Genomic DNA, 22,668 nt, shown 5'->3' with positions numbered 1-22,668 from the left:
TATTTACGATTGGGCCACAAGTTATGGGTTATATGGGTTATGAGTTATAAGATTTATAGATTAAAGCGGTATCCCACGCCCCAGATGGTCTCTATATACTGCGGATTGGAAGGATAAGCTTCTACCTTTTCCCGCAATTTGCTGATATATACGGTCACGGTAGCGGTGTCGCCATTAGCGTCCATCCCCCAAATTTTCGCAAATAGTTCATCTTTGCTGAACACCCGATTCGGATTCAGCGCCAGGAAAAGCAGCAGATCGTACTCCTTCGACGTGAGCGCTACCTCCATTTCGTTCACGAGCACCCTCCTTGACCGTTTATCGATGCATATGCCGCGCAATCTGATTTCGTCCCTATGCTTCAACTGATTATCGTTGATTAAGCGGTCGTAACGGGCAAGATGCGCTTTCACCCTGGCAACAAGCTCGCCCACACTGAACGGCTTGGTCATATAATCGTCTGCACCCAGTCCCAGACCCCGTATTTTATCGATATCCTCCTTTCTGGCGGAAACCATCAGGATCGGAATATTCTTTACCCTACGAACCTGCTTGCAGATCTCGAATCCGTCCGTGTGTGGCAGCATGAGATCCAGAATAATCAGGTCGTACTCCTCCCCGATTGCTTTCTCAAGGCCAATGTCACCGCTGGCCGCAGTGTCCACGATAAAGCCGCCAGATTCCAAATAATCCTTTTCCACTTCCATGATGACCTGCTCATCCTCAATGATCAGTATCCGCTTCATGAAGACCCACCGCCATTACCTATTTTTCTCAATGTAAAATAAATGCCCGTGCCTTCTCCTACTTGACTTTCAGCCCACACATGCCCACCCTGCCCTTCGATGATTTGTTTGACAATCGCAAGGCCCAGTCCGCTGCCTCCCGTAGCTTTACTTCTCGAGGGCTCGGCCCTGTAGAAACGGTCGAAAATATAAGGAAGCGCCGCTCCTTCAATGCCCGCCCCGTTGTCCCGGATGATGACGGTTGCCGCAGCATGGCTGTCGATTAATTCGATTCTGATTTCCTTCTGTGCCTTATCCATATAGTTCAAACTGTTATTGATTATATTCATAATCACTCTATGCAGCTTTTCGCGGTCGGCTGTAACGGGAAGCGGTCCGGCTCCGGAATAAGAGAACGTCAGCGGTATCCCCGTTATTCGGGGATCAAGCCGCAGTTCTTCAACACAATCATGTAAATAAGCAGCAAGATCCGTTGGTTCCAAGTTAAAGGGCAGCCGTTTCAAATCGAGCTTGGAAAATAAGAACAGCTCCTCGATTAAGCGATCCATTTCTTCTGTTTTTTTGGCAATCATGGCCATATATTTATCCCGCTTCGGACCTATAGGCGCAATGCCGTCCTGAATGCCCTCTACACATGCTTTAATACCGGTAATCGGTGTTTTCAGGTCATGGGAAATGTTGGATATCAGTTCCTTGCGGTTCTCCTCATACTGAAGCTGGAGATGGATCGACTCGTTCAGCCTGACACGCATCCCCTCAAATGCAGCACCCAGATCCCCGATCTCGTCTTTACGATTCAGATTCACCTTATGCTCCAGATCCCCGGCTTTGATTTGCTCTGCGGCATGCTTCAGAGCATACAGAGGTTTAATCAGATTACGGGAAACCAAATAAGTCAGAATTCCATTGGTGAGCCCAACGGCAGCCAGCAGTGACAAAAGGATGAGCGGAAAAAAAATTCTTGCGCTTTTGAACAGACTCGCATCCGAAAGCACATACACCTTACCTGTGTGTTGACCGCTAATGGAAATATCATACTGGACCACTGAGAAACGATCGTTGATTTTAACGCCTCCCCAATGGTTCTGCCCTTGATCCGCCGTTTTCCTTTCAAGCTGGGTATCAAGATCGGAACTATTCACATAAGAAGAGGCGAAAGTGATCCGGTTATCGAGTCTAACAACGAGTCCTGCTTTGAGATCATTTAATTGCTTATCCGTTTTCTGCAAAAAATGGATGTCCGTGAACCGTGTGGGATCTTCCCGTGCCATAAACTTTATTCCGGCTATCAGTTCTTCCCGTTCTGAAGACGCAGCCCAGAAGACTGGCACCCCCTTCCGGCCCCCGTCATCGGCTTTATCCTTCATCAATACCGGGAAAAGCGCGACTGCGGTCAACACGCATAAGATGGCAGGTATGATGGTCATGGCCATATAGGATAACAGCAATCTCGTCTTTATGGACATAGACATTTCTCCTCAGGGCAATCCTTATACACCTCTGATAGCTAATCGGCCGCAAAATCCTTGATACCTTCACCTCCAAAACAAAACTGGCCGAAGCCTCTTCTTTTTCATCATAACTCCCAAGTCTAAACCTTCTCTAAATCAATTCTAAAAAAAGTATAAATAAGTAGGGAGAAACCGCGTTATGCTTCCCTTACACGACAAAATAGACCCACGCAGCTCACGCATGGGCCTAGGGCCTATTCTATCTTTTTACAACTATGCACTTTCAACAGAGCTCAGCAGGGTATTACTGCGTAAAAGAATTATCTCGCGCTTTAAAAGATGAACACCAACTGTGTCATTTTGTTCATTCTCCAAATAGCTGTTTCACACAGTTAACACCGAATTTGCTCTGGCTTTGCACATTGCTGCCATCCATATGTACAACAGGAATCCAAACAACGGCTCCTTGAGCCGCAGGGTCACCCGAAAGCTTCACCTCACCCTGATCGTTTATACCATCCATCTTCACTGTTCTTCTGGCTCTTTCCCAGTCGTTAATCTGCTTGCTCGTCCAGAATACAAACCCTTGTTTCCTCGCTTCTGTCACGAGATTACGCAGAGCGGCGGTTACTTTAGGCTCACCCATATATTGCTGATGAAACAAAAAGTGGGCTACTCCTTGCACGCGGTACGCCTGATCCAGGAACGGCTTGACGACGCTAGAGTCAGCGAGATAAGGAAGCTCAAGATCCTGTGTCAGAAAGCCCAATTCCAGCACATCATACAGCCGATTCTGATCGCTGCCCCAGGTTATCGGAAAATAGGGATGACAGGTGCCGAACAAAAAACCGACATTGCCTTTTTTGCTTGGTCCCCGGGTCTGATCGCAGGCTATACCGGCCCGCTCACACCACGCAAACAGGTCGCCCCAAGCCTCGAAACGGGTGTAATGATTTTTATTGGAGCAAACTTCGGTGATTGGGGCCGACTCTTTCAGCCCGTTTAACTGGCGGTTAAACTCCGCCTCATCCCAAAAGCCGTTGTCCAAGTCAAGCGCATTGTAGTGAAAAGCAAGCTCATGCCCTTCCGCGTTCACTCTCGTGTAGATCTCGTCACGATAACCCGGCTCCAGCATGCACCAGGTGGTGTGGATTTGGCACTCCTTTAACAGTTCCAGCAGCTTTTCCGCCTGCGCCTCCTCGTTGCCGTCGCTATCATGGGAAATTAGCGCCACGGCGTGAATGCCTTCAGGCCAATAGTCAACAAAAGGAAGAGTCAAACCTGCGCCAACCACCCGCTGCAGCAGATGGCTAATCGCCGCCTCCCGCCATAAATCGGCATACGGGTAAGCATAATAAGGCATCCCGGTTTCCGTGAACAGGCGATCCAGCTCCCAATCCATCTCGCAGCCATCATCTGCTTTCAGAATCCCTTCATCAATATCACCAGTTCGATCCGGCGCGGGGATTCCATCGGCAAAAACCGGCTTTGTTCCCTGCTGAAAACCTACAACTGTATAAGGAATATTGACAGACCAACGGTCAATCCAGCCGCTTCCGACTTTGAACTGCAGCAAGGGGGCTCCGATCTGACCGCCATCCGGCCGATCCTTGTGCAGGACGCCGACTTCCGCCACCTCCATAGCTTGCTCCCCGGTAATCAGCCATGGCCTTGCCTGCAGGAAACGCAGCGGCTTCGAATCCGCTGGCTCCGCATTCGCCGGCAAGCTGGCATAGCCATAAGTGAGCTGTGTTTTCTCGCTGCAGCCCAGCCGCTTTCTCATATGGCTTAATCCGGCGTATGAAATGACGATACCGCCATGCTCCGCGAATCGCCAAAGCAGGCTCGCCGTATGCTCCGTCTCCTCTACGAAGGCAACGATCACTACATCGAACCGGCTCCGTTCAAGCTGATTCACATCATCCAGCTGATCGTACGGTATACCGGCATGAGATAAAATTTCAGCGATATAGGCTTCAAAAGTATTCAGGCCATAAAGCCAATATCGCCCGGCATACCTTTCATCAAATAAGACAGCAACTCTTGCTATTTGCATGCTGTATACTTCCTCTCCAGACTCGAAAGCTCTCTTTTATATGTTCTGGTAATACAAAGCCACCTTCCGGATCCCGGCAATCATCTCGCTGATATCCTGCTCTGTGTAAAATTCGCTGATGTTCAAATAAATAGAAGTCCGCAAAATCTCTTCCGCAACCGGACACAGGCCTTCACTATAAGTAATTCCCGTAATATCAAACGGGAAGTGGCTTCCGGAATAGGCGGTTCGATGCTGGAACAACCGGTTCATATAAACGGCTTCCGCAATATAGCCCGGCGCATTCGGAATGCCTTCTTTCTCCAGCGCCTGGCTGAATGCATCCCTCGTACAGGTGAGCTCCTCCTCTTTGATAAGCATTAAGTAGAACCAATAGGTGCTTTTACCGCCTTCCGTTATTTTCGGCGCAGCAATCCCCGGAAGTCCTTGTATGCCTGCCGTTATCGTCTCTCCATACCGCTCTCTTTGCCCGCAAATCCAATGAAGCTTTTTCAATTGGGCGATACCGACAGCACCTTGAAGCTCCGTCATCCGATAATTTGGCGCCAAGCTGCTTATATCCCGCGATACCATGCCGCCGAAGCGATGGTAGTTTTTATCTGCAAACGCATGTGTCGTATAATAATCAGCCTGCTCACCGGAATTTACGGTTACAATCCCGCCATCCCCGGTAGAAATATGTTTAAAATCGTTGGTGCTGAAGCACCCGTAATCTCCAAAGGTCCCCACATATCTGCCTTTATAAGCCGTTAAATAGCTTTGGGCGCAATCCTCAATAACTTTCAGCTTATACCTTCTTGCAATGTCCATAATCCTGTCCATATCGGCCGGATTTCCGGCGAGATGAACGACAAGGATCGCCTTGGTGCGTCCGGCAATCCTGGACTCAATCGATATCGGGTCCATATTGTAGGTATGCGGATCCAGATCTGCAAACACCGGTATTGCATTTTGATATAAAATTCCGATCAAGGTACCCTGGTCTGTAACCGGACTCGTAATCACTTCATCGCCTACGGTTATCCCCGCAGCTCCTAACGCTACATGAATGGCTGCTGTACCGGATGAGGTTGCGACACTGTATTGCAAATTGTAAATCGCGTTAAAATCAGCCAAAAATTGTTTGACCTTGCTGCCAAAATGATAGAACAGTGTATTCTGTTCAAGTGCTTCCAATACTTCCTTGGCTTCCTCCTCGCCAAAACGTTTTCCAGTGCCAAATGGCATTGTTTTTACGGGGGAGCCACCAAAAATGGCCAGCTTCTCTATGCTCATTGCACGTACTCCCTTATTTTCCGATTATGGAAAGGGAAAGCCGTTATTCAAGACAACGGCTTCCCGCCCTAATTCTAATGGACAACTCTTTCATATTTCCCTGCTCAAGATAGATCGTTGTAACGTTTGCACAAATACTTAATTGATATACTGTACATATTGCAGCATCCGCTTCAACATGGAAGCGCCTTGAGCGCGTGTCGCATTCTCCTGGGGGGCAAATGTCGCGCCAGCGATCCCTTCGATGATACCGGCTGCAACAGCTTGAGCCACTGCGTCCTGCGCCCAATCGGCGATAGCGTCCCGGTCGCTGAACTTACCTAGTGCCGATACGTCTGCTTGCACTTCTTTTCCGCCAAGCTTCAGCGCCCGTACGATCATCGTCACCATCTGTTCACGCGTAATACCCGCATTCGGACGGAAGGTTCCATCTTCATAGCCGCTAATCAATCCCGCTTTTTGCGCTGTGCTTACAGCTCCGGCATACCAATCGCCCGCCGCCACATCCGTATAGGAAGTCTCCTCATTTACTTCAACAAGTCCAAGCGAACGAACCAGTAGTGCCGCAAATTCAGCACGTGTAATCCGGTTATCCGGCGCGAACGTGTTGTCAGTTACACCATTGACAATAAGCTTGTTAGCGAGCATTTCCACATCTGCCATGGCCCAGTGACCGTTCAGGTCGGCAAAGGTTTTATCGGACTGGATGACGGTGTACACGCTGTTATGCGGGGAATAGATCGTCGCTTCGGACCCGCTGCCCTTGTTTGTAAATACGGATGGTACAAAATGCAGGTTATTGTTCGTATCGACCCATACGGCCGTTCCTCTCGCAGCATCTACAGCGGATTTCAAGGTCAGCGTACGCGCCACGTATACCCCTTTAAAATCCGTCAATTCCCGGCCGTTTATATCCACACGGAAATTGAAGGGATGCTCCAGCAGCTGCTGCGAGCCTAGCTTATGGGCTTCGGCATTTACAGCATCATTTATTTTCCCGGATACTCTGGTTATCGTTACAGTGATGACCGCATCCGTAGGCATATCTTGTAACACACGGACAGGGAGACTGTAGGAAGCTCCATCCACTATGATTTGTACGGTAGCACCTGGCTGCCGGCTTGCCGCATCTAAGAGGGCTGATGCCGGAAGCTCGACTTTCACCACAGGATCCGTATTGTTGATATCAAGGGTAATCACCGAAGAATTAGAGAAGGCTTTGGTCACTAGGTCCGCCCCCACAGATAATTTCGTAACGGTCCCTTGGTCAGAAGTTTCTTTCGCCTCTTTGACTTCGATATCCATACCATTGAGCTTGACTGTCACCGCTGTTGTTTTTGTACTCGTTGACGTTGTGCCCGTTTGTGTATAACTGTTAGTACTTCCATGATCACCACCGTTCGGGGCTCCGGCCCGCGTCACCGTAATGGTGTAGGTTTTCGCCGCCGACTCATCCGCCGCCGTTACAACCACCGTGATGACATTGGTCCCTACATTCAGCGCAATGGCTGCGCTCTGCTGCCCACTTGCAACAGATGTCCCATTTACAGTTACTGCTGCCGTTTCATCCGCTGCCTCAGGCAACACCGTTAGGCTTGTGATACTGTTTGCAACACTCTGTGTGTAGCTCGTCTTTGATCCTGAAAATGCTTCATTCAACGCTCCGCTGCTTACAATCAAGCTGCTCAAATCAACATTTTGGGGCTTGACTTCAATCGTATGTGTGCCTGCAGCTAACGTAACTGTCAAAAGCTTGTTCACAAGATCGTACGTATATTCATTTGCAAGAAGCACGTTATCGTCCACGCTAACCTGAGAAAGAGAAGCAGCGTGAAGCGTTACTGACATCGGAGCATTCAATTCAAGAGTCCCCTGGAGCGCTGAAGTGTTTGCATCCTTATACATAGCTGCGTTGAACGCGGATGATCCTTGCAGCAGCAAGGTGCCGTTATCCGTTAATGTCTTTCCCCTTGTCATATCATAGGCCGCATAGTCCCCGCCAGCCATTTGGCTGATCACAGCTTGATCCGCATCACTTGCAATGCCTTCGACTGTATAGTTCGAACCACCGGTCTTGAACAGGACTGTATCGGATATTGTACTGTCATCGCCTCTCTCGATCTGAGCGCCAATCACATTTGTACCCTGAAGGAGTTCGGCATCGATCTGCATCTCCGAATCGATGGCCCCGTCTCCGGCAGGCAAGAGCTGGAAGGCGTCAATGGCAAAATTATAGCTGGCTTCATCCGTGTTTTTACCTATTACCTCGTAGCGCAGTGTATGTTGACCTGCAGTAAAATGCAAGGTGCCATGATTGTATAGCTTCGGCAAATATCCAAAGCTGCCGGCATTGACCGAGCTGCCGATCGGCTGGCCGTCCACGAACACTTGAACATTCCCAAAGTTTGGATTGTCTATAAACGTAGTAGAAAATTGATAATCCCCTTCTTCATCCACGTTAACTTGATATTCCGTGTAATCGCCAACCTGACTCATGTTAAACCGTATGAACCGCGTCCCTACTTCCGTAAGGATCGGATAACTGGATGCCGATGTGGTCATAGCCGGCAGCATTTCCTCGGCCTGATAATAACTGCTAACGAACGGCCCCGCCTTCATGACCGTCAAGAAACGGTGATCGGTTAATTTCTCATCGCCGCTGCCAACCTTGACCGAATAGCCATAATTCTCAGCTCCGTTGAATTTATAGAATGTCATAGGCAATGGATCCGGGCTAAGAAATTTGGCGGTGATTTGAGCGCTGCCATTTTGCACAAAGAGATCATTGCCGTATTGGGTCTGGCCAGGCACGGCTGTGGTCCCGTCAATCTGATAATCAAACAGTTGGCCATTAAACATAACCCAGTCGAAATCCCGGGGAACATCGGCCTGCAAATCATCCAGCATGACATAATAATTAGGCTTTATGTAGACGATGTGCCGATCATATTTTTCCAGCTTCGGATTCGCATAGGCTTTAGCCGCAGATCCTTTCACATAGTCATAGGTTGGCGTTAACATCCCCTGTGTCAAAGTACCGCCGCCAAGCGAGCTTTGTCCCTGCCCGTCTACCTGAATGGTGCTGTGCCCCATCTGGACCGTAAAGTCATTGAGATCGCTGGGCCGTCTGAAATCCTGATAACCAGGGTCTCTGGCGATCCAAGAACCATTAGTAGCAATCTGGAAACTATTCTGGTCGAAATGGTTATGTCCAGCGGAAAAATTGTTGCTCTGAAAGGCCAAAAGCACATCTTCCTTCTCCCAACCGGATCTTAAAGCCGCCCAGCCGATTTCCGGCAAAACGGCAGACGTGGGCATGCCGCTCGGGGCCACCACATTCCCATCCGCATTGAAGTAAAGAAAATTACTTATGATTTCCAGTGAAGCTGGTTTAGCTTGGGACAGGTACCATCCGGCTAAATCATTATTCAACGAATGCTTTAGCACATTCATGGTGTTGTGGAAATAATTATTGTACAAGGAATCCGAGAAAGCAGCCGTCCCCGTTCCACCCGGAGCAAGAAAGTAATTGGCCCAGCGGATAACAAAATCGTTAAAGAAAGGGTGATTCATAAGATCACTTTGTCCCGTTGTGCGAGTGACTTGGTCGACAGCCTTTACCAGTGCTTCAATGGAATAATCGGTGTACAAGAACCCTTCACTCTGACCCGACTGCATCCGTTGGTCCAAGTACCATTTCATGAAATTGAAGGCTCTCGTTAAATATTTATTCGTGTTCGGATTGCTGCCATGCAGTACGGATGCCCCCGCAGCCAACGCAGCTGCTTTCACAATCTGTCCATTATTATCGAGCTTCGCCAGTGTGTTAATAAATAGCGTGGCTAATGCTTTGTTTTCCAGCGCTGTTTCAATTTGACTGCGTTCTGCTGGCGTGAACAAATCATACAGCATATCGTAAGCCGTGCTCACGCCCATTGTGATGTGAACCGTGTCCAGGCAGCTCCCACCACATTCATCTGCGGGATCCGTCCAGGTATCCCAATTCGTCATGGACAGGACATAGGATTTAGCCTTGTCCGCATAGGCGTTATCTTGGGTGATAACGTAAGCGAGGCTCAGTGTTTCAAGCCGGTTCTGAATGTCTCTGGATATCTGTGTCCAGAAAGGATAGCTTGCATATCCCTCCGGCGGGGTGAGAGGACCTGGCTGGGTAGGAGGCAGGGTAATCGTTACTATACTTCCACCGCCAAAGTTAATCGTAAAATGATCGGTTTCGGCGAGATACAGGTCCGCCTTCTGCTTCACCTCATTCCATAGCTGCTGCCCGGTTTGGCCGAAAGGATTGGCGGTCGTGTCCTGAGCGTTGTCTCTTAAAGCTGGAATATCAGCGCTGGTAAAATACAGTCTTGGATGACTTGTTACTCCTATTGGAAAGGTTCGAACCGGTTCCGGTGGGATCGGATCAATCGAGGCCGCATCGAAATAAGAAGTGCCGGCATCATTGCTAAGCAGCAGCAAGGTCACATAAACAGCACCAGCAGGCGCTTCCGTTTCCACACTCAGTTCCTGCCATTGATTGCGCAATGGGCCGGACTGGATATAATTAGCGATTCTTTTCCCTTCAGTGTTCCAAAATTCTACATATATCTCATTAACTCCGTTGACAATGTAGGTTTGGACAGAGCTCTTATAATTCGTTCCAGGTGTGACCGGAACTTTAGGACTGCGCAATCCCATTGCATGATGGGTCGGATTCGCCAGCTTCACGCTGCGCTGACCTTCGTAGACGATATCCGTTACCGATACTGCAGGCACCGACGGAGTCAGCTGCGTCCAGCCGGAAGGAGTTCCGCCACTGACCTTCTCGAAATCGCCATTTGACATTTGTTGCAGTTCTGTAAGCGGGATTTGAGTCAAAGAAGCTTGATCAAAATAAGCGGTACCTTCATACACGGAGCTGCCGTAAAGCAAAACAGTTGCATACGCCGCATTCGCCGGAGCCTCTTGCTGAATGACAAGTTCATGCCACTCTTCTGTCGCTTCCGCTGTTTTGGTTTCAATTCCGATCCTTGCGCCGTTAACATCCCAGAACTCCAAGTAAACATCAGGCATTCCGGTTACCGAGGTCACATGAGCAAATATGGAGGCCCGATACGCATCTCCAGGCGTAACCGGTACTCTGGAGCTGCGCAAGCCGAGTTGGGCTGACGGCGAAGGATCCACTATTTTGAGGCTGTAATTTCCCTCGTATGCCTTTTCATTCGTGACAGCTACCGGAAGACTGGGATCAAGCTGCTCCCATTGATTCGGAACCCCACTCGTTTGCAGCTCGAATCCGCCATTAGGAAGAAGAACTTGTGGGATTTGCGTCAAAGAAGCGTGATCCAAATAAGTAGTGCCTTCATATACCGAGCTGCCGTAAAGCAGAATAGTTGCGTAAGCCGCATTGGCCGGAGCCACCTGTTGTATCACAAGCTCATGCCACGCATCTAAGGCTTCAGCTGCTTTAATTTCAACTTGGATTCGTGCGCCGGAGCTATCCCAGAATTCGAGATACATATCAGGCATAGCAGCTACAGCGTTCACATAAGCGAAGATAGAGGCCTGATAAGCGCTTCCAGGTGTAACCGGAACACTGGAGCTTCGCAAGCCGGGCTGGGCTGATGGTGAAGGATCCACTAGCTTGATACTGTAGTTGCCCTCGTATACCTCTTCGTCCGATACCATTACCGATAGACTGCTATCGTACTGTGACCATTCATCCGGATGTCCGTTCGTTTGCAGCTCGAAGCCCCCATTAGGAAGAAGCTCCGGACCCGTAGGTCCGGCTCCATTAGCAGCCGCTTTTTGCGGAGGAAAGCCATACAACGTAGAAAAAAAGAGCAGCAAGATGAGGAAACGGACTAATAAACTTTTACTTTTAACAAAATTCAAATTATTCATCTCCTTTACTTCCATTGATCATACATTGCTTTATGCCTTGACTGCCGGCTCTGGCGTCACATATGAATCCCTCCTCTCATACACTGCTTTCTTCATTTCGTCATCCAACTGGCTAATTTACCTGAAAACAAAATGAATCCGCTTTCAATATCGCGATATTAATTTTCTCGTACTGTAATAGCGATTTACTACAGTATATTGACATATAAAAAAGATCATCGCGCTGCACAAACCATGCAACAACCAGTCCCTTTTCGAGTTACTACATCCTATCTACAGTACATATTAAGATACACTACAGCTATTGTCAATATAAGGTTTCGATGTGAATCCAATAAATAAACACACTCTTATACTTGGTATACGAGCTTAGTAAGGCTATGACATAATAAGGATTCTACATTCCTGCTTGAAATCACATAAGATATACGGTAGAATTAATATCGTTGTTGGTGGACATTGATAGTCTCGCTCATCAACATGTTTTGATTGGATTACTATGTTAAGGAGATTTCATATGAGTAACAAACCAAGCCGCACAACGTTCAGGAATCGTCTAGAGGAAATGGTTAAATCATTGAAGGATGATATTATTGCCAACAAGTACCCCCCTGGCACTTACCTGCCTTCGGAAAATGCACTGGTTGAACAATACAGTCTGAGCAGCAAGTCGGTAGCTAAAGGATTGGATATGCTTCAAGAGGAAGGACTTATTATTAAAATTCACAGAGTTGGCAGTATGGTAAAAGAGGTAGACAGCCAAAAAAAAGTAACAATTACTTTAGGGTATAGTCCCGATCATAATATAGTTCTTGAAGAGCTTATTGCAGAATTCAGCAGCCTTTATTCACATATCGAGGTAAATACAACTTCATTTGAACCCTATGACCATGCTTCCATCAAAAAACACATTAAATCCAACAAAATAGATACTTTCATGTTGAATTATTTGGATTTTCAAAAAATCGTCGAAACTGAGGAGTTGGACTTTTTAGAACCTCTTCCCGTTCGTCAGGATATATCCCCTTTCCTTTATGAACCATTTATCGAGGGTGATACATGTTACGCGCAACCACTAACCTTTTCACCTATCATACTTTGTTATAACAAAGATCACTTTACAGAAGCGGGTCTGCCAGAGCCGGATAGCGACTGGACTTGGAAAGATTTAATGCATTACGCTTCTTTGTTATCCAAGGACAATGAACGATATGGCTTATATTTTCATGCGTTATCCGAAAACCGCTGGCCGATATTTCAGATTCAAAGCGGGATTAAATTTGAGCGGGAGCCTTCAGGTACGTATAAGATATACGGTACGAAGATTATGGAGAGCTTCGCATTTTATCGTGATTTAATCCTTAACTCTTCTTTAATTCCCCCTTTCTTTTCGGAAAATAATTCAGATGCTAATATGCTTTTCCTTCAAGGGAAAATCTCCATGACCATAACCTCTTATTTTGGTTTGGATCTGTTTAGAGACTCCTCCTTGAACTATGATATAGCCCCTTTGCCTTTCTTTTCCGAACCACTAACATTATTGTTATGCATTGGCATGGCCCTAAATAAAAACTCTGAAAATAAAGAGGCGGCAAATTTATTAGTGCAGTTTCTCACTTCTGAAAAAGCACAAACGATCATCAGAAATAAGACATTAAATATTCCGAGCCTCAAAAAAATCGCTCAACAAAAAAGTGGAGATCACTTGAACCGTCCCTCCCGCTTTAATCTGTATCGTGAGATTATTCCAACCTTTCGCTATCATAAAGATTTGAATTTGAACGTCCAATCGATAGTAACGATTCGACAGCAGCTAAAATTTCTTTTGTCAAAAATGGAAAGTGAAGATGAAATGTGTGTGAAATTAGAACATTTATTATAAAGCTAGACGATATTAAAGGATTCTATTTGGTTAATCGCCATATCGAATTCTTTTTTTTACAAATTCAAAACAACTTATAAATAGTATTAATAATCAAAATTTTTATTATATACCTGTTGATACTATTTTTGTATTATAAGCTTGCAAGTTAAAAAACTTACGTTAAGGGGAGTGAAGACACAAATATGTAACCGCATTCTTCATTATTATAAAGGAGTAGATTATTATAGCCAAGGTAACAATAACTTCACAAACAGCAAAGGCTAAATTAACAGCAAGTTCACAAAAACAAGGTTTTCGTCTTTTTCTGCTAACCTTACCGTTTTTGGTATTATTGTTCATGTTTTCATATCTTCCCTTGTATGGATGGATCTATTCACTTTACGATTATCGTGCTGGAATGAAATTACAAAACACGACATTTGTTGGTTTTAAACATTTTATCGAATTGGTGAGTAGTCATTACTTGTTGGAAGAGATCTTTCGTGTGTTGAAGAATACATTTGCCATGAGTTTTCTCGGAATACTGACATCCCCGCTACCAGCGATCTTCGCGATATTTCTAATGGAGGTTAAAGCGAAACGTTTAAAAGGTCTTGTACAGACATTAACTACTCTACCTAATTTTATCAGCTGGGTTCTGGTATATTCATTGGCATTTGCGATGTTCTCCGTGGGAGACGGATTTATTAATCGTTTATTGGTAGCAACACATGTGATGGATACCGAAATCAATTTTCTCGCCTCTAATGATCATGTCTGGTTAACTATGTTGGCTTATTCCACTTGGAAAGGACTAGGATGGGGCGCTATTATTTATTTGGCTGCAATCGCTTCCATAGATCCTGAGATGTATGAAGCTGCTACGGTAGACGGCGCTGGAAGGTTCCACAAGATCTGGCATATCACGGTTCCTGGTTTATTACCTACATATTTTGTGCTTCTTCTGTTGCAAATTGCCAATTTTATAAACAATGGGTTTGATCAATATTTTGTATTCCAAAATCCATTAAATAAAGAGAATATCGAGGTGCTAGATCTCTACGTCTTTAATCAGGGGATTGTTGGGAACGGAATTTCATATGCTACCGTGGTAAGTATTCTGAAAACAGTGGTTAGTGTGGCATTGTTGTTATTTGCGAATGGAATGTCCAAGATTATACGTAAAGAATCGATTATCTAAATTATATAGGATGTGGCAGCTACCATGATTCGCGAAAAAAGAACCGTTGGCAGTACTATCTTTAATATCATAAACATTGGATTTTTCATATTATTTACATTAATCTGTATATTCCCATTCTATTATATGTTTATTAACACTATCAGTGATAATTATTTGGCAGCTACAGGTAAAATATTACTCATTCCTAAAGGCATTCATCTGAAAAATTATGCTGAGATTTTCAGTCTTCCAGGACTAGGTCAAGCGGCGTTTATCTCTATTTCCCGTACCATCATTGGAACACTTCTGACATTGATCGGTTCTGCTTTTCTTGGATATGCATATTCCAGAAAAGAATATTGGATGCGCAAGTTTTGGTATCGGTTTGTTATCATAAGCTTGTACTTTAATGCAGGCATCATTCCATGGTTCATTATGATGAAAAACTTAGGCATGATCAACAACTTTTGGGCGTATATCCTTCCAACCGTTGTATCTGGTTTCTACGTGATCCTATTCAAGACCTACGTAGAGTCACTCCCCGCCTCCTTAGAAGAATCGGCTCAGATTGATGGTGCAGGTTATATGGTTCGCTTTAGTAAAATTATTTTGCCATTATCAGCACCGATATTGGCTACAATTGCTGTGTTTGCAAGCGTAGCACAGTGGAATTCCTTTATGGATACCCTGTTCCTTATAAGATCATCCAAGCTCTTTACACTCCAATTTTTGTTATATCAATATCTGAATCAAGTCAATGTCATAGCAGAAGCATTAAAAACATCGACACATCCTAGCGTCAATCCATTTGAATTAACCCCAATCTCCATTCGAATGACTATTTCCATCGTTGTAGTTCTGCCCATTATGTTAGTATATCCGTTCCTGCAGCGATTTTTCATTAAAGGTATCTTACTCGGTGCCGTAAAAGGGTGACATTCTTATGATTTGAACAATTTCAATGGGTTCGGTAATTATTACGGCAGATTTCTGACGCTAATTACAAATATATAACGAAACCTAGGGAGGAAAGAAACAATGAAAAAAAGAACAATTGGCAAATTCCACAAATTCTCCATTGTCGCGATGGTGTTGACCATGGCGGTCGTTTTCAGCAGCTGCTCAAAATCAGCAACAACCACATCGAGCCCTGCAACAAATGGAACAACTGCACCTACCCACGCGGAAGTTGTGACTTTACAGGGGTTCGCGGATGGAGGCCAATTTTCAGGGACGTTTCAAGGCTGGTGGGCTGATATTCTCAAGGAAAAGGTAGGCGTACAATTTGAAATGATTCCAACAGGCGACCAAGCGGGGCTAAAGCTACAAGCACTTATGGCCGGCGGAGAATTGCCAGATATCGTTCGTTTTTTTAGTCAAAAACAATTTGTAGATGCAGTTGATGCAGGCTTGCTGGTGAACCTTGATGAGCATATGGATAAGTTGCCCAACGTTGCAAAATACGCTCAAGCAGGACTCAAATATTATCGTGATGCCTTCAGCAACGGTACCGGGAATGCCTATCTTGTTCCATCCTTTATAGGTCCCTATCCTCTAGGTAATGACTTAAACAATTCACCCTACATTCGTTGGGATCTTTACAAGCAGCTTGGTATGCCCGTCTTGGAAAAATTCGAAGACTACCTGCCCTTACTGAAAAAAATGCAGGACTTAGAGCCTAAGAACAAGGACGGACAAAAGGTGTACGGCTTCAGTTTATGGAAGGACTGGGACACAACCTCGATGCGATTAGCTAATTATTCAGTTAATGGCATTAATACAGGTGATCCTGCTATATTACCATTTGTAGGGGAGAATATAGCTACAGGTGAGCTTACGAGTATTTTTGCGCCAGGCAGTGAATATCTTCGTTTTTTGAAATTTTATTATACGGCTAATCAAATGGGACTTTTAGATCCAGACTCATTGACTCAGAACTTCGCTAATGCAACAGAGAAGCTTAAAAATGGCAGGGTGTTATTCTCACCTTGGGCTTGGTGGGCAGCTAATTTCAATACTCCTGAACATGCCAATGCAAATCCCCCAATAGGTTTACAACCTGTATTCACTAAGGAAAACAAAATACGGATCACGACTGATAATTCACTTGGCGATCCCTATCCGTATGGGATAAGCAAATCGACCAAAAATCTCGAAGCAGCATTGAAATTTCTAGATTTCATTTATTCCTTAGAAGGTAATCAGCTTTTATATAATGGACCCAAAGGTGTCTTATGGGATGTTGACGCTGAGGGTCAAGCTGCTATAACAGACGCAGGCTGGGACATTATTGACAACAAAAAAGATATGCCGGGTGGTGGAAAACTATCGGATGCCTCCTCATTATTCAATAGCGCTGCACTTACAGGCGCTGTTATCGATCCTTCAACCCATCAGACCATTAGCTATCAGTACTGGGATACAACCCTGAATCGTCAACCGAGCAATCTATTGAAAGATTGGCAGTCCATAACCGGTTATAAGTCAGCAGTCGAAATGGTGAAAGCCGAGGACTTATTCGTGACAGTGAATCCTGCGGAGAAATTGGTTCCGCCTCTCACTAATGATCTGGAAGCTTTGAAAACCAGAATCGGCGATGTCGTTAAGACCAATTCATGGCTCGCTATCTTTGCTAAAAACGATGCAGAATTTCAAGAGTATATTGATGATATGGTGAAAAAGTCAAATGAGATAGGTCTCCAGAAAATAATTGATGCTACCAACGAGAACTGGAAAATTGCCCGGGAGCTTGAGAAGAATTACACCAAATAAATATATGTTTAAAGTTCCTAAGAAGCAGGTTCGCATTTGCGCAGCCTGCTTTAACCTGTATTAGTTTATCTGTACAGAAAATGAATATGTTTTACTTACTGATTCAGATCAAAAGGATGAGTCAAGATGAAATTATTAAGAGATATCCCCTACAATTTACGCAATTTGTTCCGTCTTCGTTTTTATAATCGTCTTATGCTGTACAATACGTTGATTTTTTTGCTGGTTGCTTATTTATTGGCATTTTTAGCGAGCCGTTATGCATCAGAGCTGGACACAGTGAAACAACTTCAGCAGAGCAGGGATGCGCTGAGTGCCGTATTCAGTTTCTATAATAGAAAGCATGACAATTTTTCCAATCTTGTTTATACGCTATATGATTCAGCAGAAACACATAATGCCCTCAGTATGATGTTGGAATCGACATCCGATGATAAATATGAGAATGATCCATTTACCAAACAGAAAATCGTGAAAGTCATGCAGGATATTGCTGTTCAAGATAGAGATATTTCTTTGATTCTGATCTATAAAACCTTGACCGACATTCAGTATGTGTATAATAGCAACAATAAGTTTATTGATCGGGTAGGCGAAGATTTTCCTTTTTTCAATCAACTAAAGCAGAAGACTGCAGGCCGATACATATTCGGAACGCAAAACATCGAAAGTGGTTCTCTATCACAGAAAGTTTATGGGATATCGGGAACACTAGGAACCAAAGAAATTAACCGCAATGCAGGACAGCTCCTTGTTACCTATAACACTCAGGCATTGGAAGCTATACTTCAGGAGTACAACGGAAAAACACAGGGACGGTTTGTTATCGTGACAAATAACGGTGAAATCATTCTAGATTCCAACTCGCAATATGGGCGTGTAACATTCCCCCTGTTAAAATTATTGCAATCGGGTGTTCATTCGGCATCCATCAATGATAAACCGTATTATATCCAAACTATTGCAAATGAGAATCGAAATTATATTGCCGCTAACCTCGTTCCAAAAGCGGAGATTGATCAAAAAAATGCTAGTATCCGATTCCTGATTTATGGAGTCTTCACTGCTATGGCATTCGTCTGCGCCATACTTTATTCTATAGCCGGAACCTTCGTTTCCCGACGTGTGAATGCGGTGATCTTAGGAATGAAGCGCGTAAGTTCCAATAATTTATCTTATCGGATTCCGATATATGTTGGAAATGATGAATTTACTGAAATTGTAGCGCGATTTAATTCGATGTGCGATGAGCTTCAGGCAACCATAAACCGAGAATATATCAATGAAATCAGAAAAAAAAATGCCGAGCTGAATGCCCTGCAGGCCGGCATCAATCCGCATTTTTTGTATAACACATTGGAGGCCATTCGCATAAAAGCTATTGATGATGGTAACAACGATGTAGCAGAGATGATTATGCTTCTAGCACACCTGTACCGCAGCATAGTCAGAGATCATACATTCATTACCATTCGCAAGGAAATAAACATGTGCGGCATGTACTTAAGCATACTTTCTCTGCGTTATGCCAGCAATTTAGAGTATGAAATCAATATTGAACCACAGATGATGGAATATGGTATCCCAAAAAATCTGCTTCAGCCGATTATAGAAAACTATTTTGTCCATGGAATCCGCGATAACAATGAGAGCAACCGATTTATAATCCGTGGCTTCCTGCAGGACGGTGATATTTGTTTTATCTTTGAAGACAACGGGTTGGGAATGAATAAAAGCCGTCTCGAACACATACAGAACCTTCTTAAAGCTGTTGATTCCAAGACCGAATCCAGTTATGGATTATCTAATGTGCATGAGCGGATTTACCTTGTATATGGCAATCCCTACGGTCTTTGGCTTGAGAGTGAGGAAAACTGCGAGACGCGGGTCATTGTCCGGATCAAAGCCATGACTTGCGAAGAGCTGGATCGCAATCTCAGCACGATCAAAAATCATGGCGATTTATAGGACTACTTGTTCAGGTCTTGCCGACGAAACTCCATGGGCGAAATGCCATACATTTTCTTAAACACGCGATTGAAATAACTTTGGTTAGGGATCCCGATCCGGCGTACGATCTCACCTATTTTGAGGTTCGATTCCAATAGCAAGACCCTCGATGCCTGCAAGCGTACCTGCATGAGATAATCATTGAAGTACTTATCCGTTTCTTCTTTAAAAAGCTGCCCAAGGTAAGCCGAACTCACATTAAAACTAGTAGCGAGTGTTTTCAGGGAAAGCTCCGTATCGTACTTATTGTTCACCAGCTCTAACGTGAGATGAACCAATATATGTAATGCCCCCTTCCGCTCACGAATCACATGGATTGAATCATCAATGGTTCGTGATAACCATTTTTCCAGACTATCCGTTGAGTCTATTCTCGCAAAGTTCGAAAGCTGTTTTGTGACTTCAGCGGAAAGCGGATCAGATAATCGCCCCGATTCAATCATTGCTCGAATAAGAGATAGCACCAATGGCAGAATGCCGCTTCGCATCTCCGGAAAGGGGTAACCAGAATAAATCAGGAAATATTTTTCGGCAATTAACTGCGCCTGTTGAAGTTTTCCTTCTTTCAAAGCCTCAGTGAACTGCATGAGTATCGTATGAGTTTCAGCGAGCGACACACACTGAGGATCGAGGAAATCTTTGCAAAAAACGGTGGTAGCAGCAGGATCAACAAAATGGTAATCAAGGAACGCTATCGCAGATGCGTAGCCGGAACTAACGCTTGCGAAAGTATTTATTATGGGGCTGACAGCAGAGAAAACCTTTATCCCCTTACTATTAGCTTCTTCAAATATTTTAAACAGGTAAGAACCGAGTTCATCTTGAATCAACCCACGGGATTCTCCATGCCAAATAATCACAACTCTGGAGCTAGCATCAATAAAACATTCTCCACTAAAGGATGGGCATAGAATGTCACGGCAAATTTCAAATAATAAAGACGAAAATTTGTATTTCAATTCCATTTGCTTCAGATGAATCACATCTAGCACACAAACCGTATAGTCTGGGGCGGAGAGGTTGATTTGGAGCAAATCTGCCCTTTCAAACAATTCGAAATCCTGAATGGTACCATTTACCCAACGGTCCAAAATGTTAGTACGAAAAGCCAATATATCTAAGGATTCTACGGAAACCACCATTTGATCATGTACCAGATTTTCCAAGGTTTTTGATAACGTATCGAAAAGTTCGCTTTGATTAATAGGCTTTAACAAATAGTTCTCTACACCCATTTGCAGAGCCTTTTTAACATATTCAAATTCGTTAAAAGCACTAATGATGATGCAGCGCAAAGAGGGGTTAATGAGCTTTGCTCTGGAGATTAATGTAAGTCCATCCATACGCGGCATACAGATATCGGTTATGAGAAGATGTGCTGGATTATGAGCAAGCATAGAAAGTATATCCTGACCGTTTGTCGCCGTACCCGTTATTTCCATGTTCAATGATTCCCAATCTATTTGTTTACTCAAGCCATGAATCACTAACGGTTCATCATCCGCAATCAATACTTTATACATCTTTATCCCTCTTCCCCCGGAAGTGCATGTTGTACCCGCTCCTATTAACTATACAAATATTATATCGTAACTTATATGATAAAAACTATGAATATTAGCACTAATTACTAGTCGTTCCGATCTAGGAAACAGAGGGATTGTCGCTATCGAAACCTAGTGTACGGCAAATAAGATCCTCTCGGCTTGCCAAGGGATCTCTACTCCTTATACCGATCATCAAGAACGGCACCGCGGCGACCACGCAGTTCCGACCTTATTTAGCTGTAACGCCACCATCCACAGGCAATTCGATCCCCGTGATATACGCAGATTCATCAGAAGCCAGGAAAAGGACGGCTTCAGCCACTTCCGATGCACGTCCGACTCTCGGCAATGCCGTCTGAGATAGAAACCATTGCAGCATCTGTTTATTATTTACAAATTCCGAGCTCATCGGCGTTTCTATAAAGCCTGGGTGCACCGAATTAACACGAATATGGTCTTTGCCATAATCGACTGCAGCCGCTTTGCTTAGCATACGGACACCACCTTTGGAAGCCGTATAGGCGCCTGCTCCACTGCTGCCGGTCAGACCCGCGATCGATGAAATATTGACGATTGAGCCGCCATTGTTTGCCTGCATATGGGGAATGACATGCTTCATTCCGAGGAAGGTGCTGGTCAAGTTAATATTTATTACTTTATTCCATTGTTCAATCGTCGTATCGACCAGTCCTGCTGCAAGAGAAATACCGGCATTGTTGACCAAGACATCCACTTTGCCATAAGTCTTAATTGTATCCTCCACAACCTTAATCCAATCTTCCTCTGAAGCGACATTGTGTGCATAGGCTGAAGCCTGACCACCTATAGCTTCAATTTCCTCCACAATAGCTTGCACCGCGGCTTCATTGATATCTGTGGCCACAACCTTGGCGCCCTCTTTCGCGAACAAAAGCGCTTCTTCACGCCCCATACCACTTCCAGCTCCGGTAATAATCGCCACTTTATTAGTAAGACGAGTCATATCCCTGCCTCCTTTGTTATCATATGATAGTTCCTTAATCCATGAAGGTTAACCAAGAGTATACCTAAATATTCATATGATAGTTTAACTATCACTACGATATAAATTATATCACGACGATTTGATGAACTCAACCCTTCTTGCTTTAGCACTAACCGCTCTATATAATAAATTGGAAACCTAATCAAAAAGATGAAAGGTCAGCCTCTATGGATCCGAAAACAAGATACGAGAAAGAACGGTCTGACGGCAAGCAGCTTCGGCTGCTCACGATTCTCGAAGCGGCGGAAAGAGTGTTTACGCTAAAAGGAATCGAAAAAAGTACCATGCAGGATGTGGCCAGTGAAGCAAACATCGGCATTGCTACCCTATTTCGCTATTTCCCAAAAAAAGAAAAGCTGATCGTTGCGATCGCCTCCCAGCTGCTCGAACCGATGCTTCATCGTTTTCAATGTGTCGCCGAACTCCCCCTAACTTGCCTGGAAAAGCTCGAAAAATTATTCGATTTCTTTATTGAAGATCATACTAATCCAAGCATAAAATTTATGGTGGATTTCGAAAGCTATACCTCCCATTCCATGGATCCATTGGAGGATATTTCAATTTTCAATACATTGAACCGCAAGATTTCAAATGAATATTCCAAAATCATTCAAAATGGCATCGAGGACGGGTCCATTCGTTCTGATCTACCGATCAGGGAGACCTTAACGACTATCGTCAACACATTTGGCCTCTTTTCCAAAAAGCTGTCACTGCAAAAAAATATTTTGCTACTTGAATCCGATTTAGAATCCGACCACCAGCTCGCAATCCTAAAGAAAATACTTATTGATTACCTAAAAGCCTAGTGGACATATATTTCCGTATAATCATCA

The 22,668-nt window shown here is 44.5% G+C and carries 13 protein-coding genes; 6 read left to right on the top strand and 7 right to left on the bottom strand.

Going from position 1 to position 22,668, the window contains the following annotated elements:
- Positions 1 to 53: 53 nt before the first annotated feature.
- From J2Z66_RS10335 to J2Z66_RS10315, 5 genes are all read right to left on the bottom strand, one after another.
- Positions 54 to 746, bottom strand: coding sequence for a response regulator transcription factor (locus J2Z66_RS10335; RefSeq protein WP_209971309.1), 693 nt, complete (start codon positions 744 to 746; stop codon positions 54 to 56).
- Positions 743 to 2,212 (bottom strand): sensor histidine kinase, encoded by a 1,470-nt coding sequence (locus J2Z66_RS10330; protein ID WP_209971308.1) that lies wholly within the window; start codon positions 2,210 to 2,212, stop codon positions 743 to 745. The genes J2Z66_RS10335 and J2Z66_RS10330 overlap by 4 nt, the downstream gene beginning before the upstream one ends.
- A 349-nt stretch (positions 2,213 to 2,561) precedes the next feature.
- A complete protein-coding gene (locus J2Z66_RS10325; protein WP_209971307.1) occupies positions 2,562 to 4,253 on the bottom strand; it encodes a polysaccharide deacetylase family protein in 1,692 nt (563 codons plus the stop codon).
- Between the two features lie 36 nt (positions 4,254 to 4,289).
- Complete coding sequence (locus J2Z66_RS10320) at positions 4,290 to 5,528, bottom strand: DegT/DnrJ/EryC1/StrS family aminotransferase (RefSeq protein WP_209971306.1); 1,239 nt, start codon at positions 5,526 to 5,528, stop codon at positions 4,290 to 4,292.
- Positions 5,529 to 5,666: 138 nt separating this feature from the next.
- Positions 5,667 to 11,423: an S-layer homology domain-containing protein gene (locus J2Z66_RS10315; protein WP_209971305.1), complete on the bottom strand. Its 5,757-nt coding sequence runs from the start codon at positions 11,421 to 11,423 to the stop codon at positions 5,667 to 5,669.
- 526 nt (positions 11,424 to 11,949) lie between these two features.
- Here J2Z66_RS10315 and J2Z66_RS10310 point away from each other — a divergent pair.
- The 5 genes from J2Z66_RS10310 to J2Z66_RS10290 all read left to right on the top strand — a co-directional run bounded on the left by J2Z66_RS10310 (position 11,950) and on the right by J2Z66_RS10290 (position 19,219).
- A complete protein-coding gene (locus J2Z66_RS10310) occupies positions 11,950 to 13,314 on the top strand; it encodes an extracellular solute-binding protein (protein WP_209971304.1) in 1,365 nt (454 codons plus the stop codon).
- Between the two features lie 487 nt (positions 13,315 to 13,801).
- Positions 13,802 to 14,497: an ABC transporter permease subunit gene (locus J2Z66_RS10305; RefSeq protein ID WP_312894480.1), complete on the top strand. Its 696-nt coding sequence runs from the start codon at positions 13,802 to 13,804 to the stop codon at positions 14,495 to 14,497.
- 24 nt (positions 14,498 to 14,521) lie between these two features.
- A complete protein-coding gene (locus J2Z66_RS10300) occupies positions 14,522 to 15,415 on the top strand; it encodes a carbohydrate ABC transporter permease (RefSeq protein ID WP_209971302.1) in 894 nt (297 codons plus the stop codon).
- A gap of 102 nt (positions 15,416 to 15,517) precedes the next feature.
- Positions 15,518 to 17,251 (top strand): extracellular solute-binding protein, encoded by a 1,734-nt coding sequence (locus J2Z66_RS10295; RefSeq protein ID WP_209971301.1) that lies wholly within the window; start codon positions 15,518 to 15,520, stop codon positions 17,249 to 17,251.
- 126 nt (positions 17,252 to 17,377) lie between these two features.
- Positions 17,378 to 19,219 (top strand): sensor histidine kinase, encoded by a 1,842-nt coding sequence (locus tag J2Z66_RS10290; protein ID WP_209971300.1) that lies wholly within the window; start codon positions 17,378 to 17,380, stop codon positions 19,217 to 19,219.
- Between the two features lie 2 nt (positions 19,220 to 19,221).
- On the opposite strand, the gene J2Z66_RS10285 is transcribed toward J2Z66_RS10290, so the two are convergent.
- Both J2Z66_RS10285 and J2Z66_RS10280 read right to left on the bottom strand, forming a co-directional pair.
- Entirely contained in the window at positions 19,222 to 20,784 is a 1,563-nt protein-coding gene (locus J2Z66_RS10285; protein ID WP_209971299.1) for a response regulator transcription factor, read from the bottom strand.
- A 253-nt stretch (positions 20,785 to 21,037) separates the two neighbouring features.
- Positions 21,038 to 21,790: an SDR family NAD(P)-dependent oxidoreductase gene (locus J2Z66_RS10280; RefSeq protein WP_209971298.1), complete on the bottom strand. Its 753-nt coding sequence runs from the start codon at positions 21,788 to 21,790 to the stop codon at positions 21,038 to 21,040.
- Positions 21,791 to 21,999: 209 nt separating this feature from the next.
- On the opposite strand from J2Z66_RS10280, the gene J2Z66_RS10275 reads away from it, so the two are divergent.
- Positions 22,000 to 22,641, top strand: coding sequence for a TetR/AcrR family transcriptional regulator (locus J2Z66_RS10275; RefSeq protein WP_209971297.1), 642 nt, complete (start codon positions 22,000 to 22,002; stop codon positions 22,639 to 22,641).
- Positions 22,642 to 22,668 lie beyond the last annotated feature (27 nt).

This window comes from Paenibacillus eucommiae (assembly GCF_017874215.1).
GTDB lineage: Bacteria > Bacillota > Bacilli > Paenibacillales > NBRC-103111 > Paenibacillus_AI > Paenibacillus_AI eucommiae.
The sequence above is the reverse complement of the archived record's forward strand: the minus strand, read 5'-3'. Positions and strand labels throughout refer to the sequence as shown.

Excerpts from the sequence above, each read along its gene's own strand:
- J2Z66_RS10295 (WP_209971301.1), top strand. The coding sequence starts at position 15,518 with ATGAAAAAAAGAACAATTGGCAAATTCCACAAATTCTCCATTGTCGCG.
- J2Z66_RS10275 (WP_209971297.1), top strand. The coding sequence starts at position 22,000 with ATGGATCCGAAAACAAGATACGAGAAAGAACGGTCTGACGGCAAGCAG.
- J2Z66_RS10300 (WP_209971302.1), top strand. The coding sequence starts at position 14,522 with ATGATTCGCGAAAAAAGAACCGTTGGCAGTACTATCTTTAATATCATA.
- J2Z66_RS10310 (WP_209971304.1), top strand. The coding sequence starts at position 11,950 with ATGAGTAACAAACCAAGCCGCACAACGTTCAGGAATCGTCTAGAGGAA.
- J2Z66_RS10285 (WP_209971299.1), bottom strand. The coding sequence starts at position 20,784 with ATGTATAAAGTATTGATTGCGGATGATGAACCGTTAGTGATTCATGGC.
- J2Z66_RS10280 (WP_209971298.1), bottom strand. The coding sequence starts at position 21,790 with ATGACTCGTCTTACTAATAAAGTGGCGATTATTACCGGAGCTGGAAGT.
- J2Z66_RS10320 (WP_209971306.1), bottom strand. The coding sequence starts at position 5,528 with ATGAGCATAGAGAAGCTGGCCATTTTTGGTGGCTCCCCCGTAAAAACA.
- J2Z66_RS10335 (WP_209971309.1), bottom strand. The coding sequence starts at position 746 with ATGAAGCGGATACTGATCATTGAGGATGAGCAGGTCATCATGGAAGTG.
- J2Z66_RS10290 (WP_209971300.1), top strand. The coding sequence starts at position 17,378 with ATGAAATTATTAAGAGATATCCCCTACAATTTACGCAATTTGTTCCGT.
- J2Z66_RS10330 (WP_209971308.1), bottom strand. The coding sequence starts at position 2,212 with ATGTCCATAAAGACGAGATTGCTGTTATCCTATATGGCCATGACCATC.
- J2Z66_RS10325 (WP_209971307.1), bottom strand. The coding sequence starts at position 4,253 with ATGCAAATAGCAAGAGTTGCTGTCTTATTTGATGAAAGGTATGCCGGG.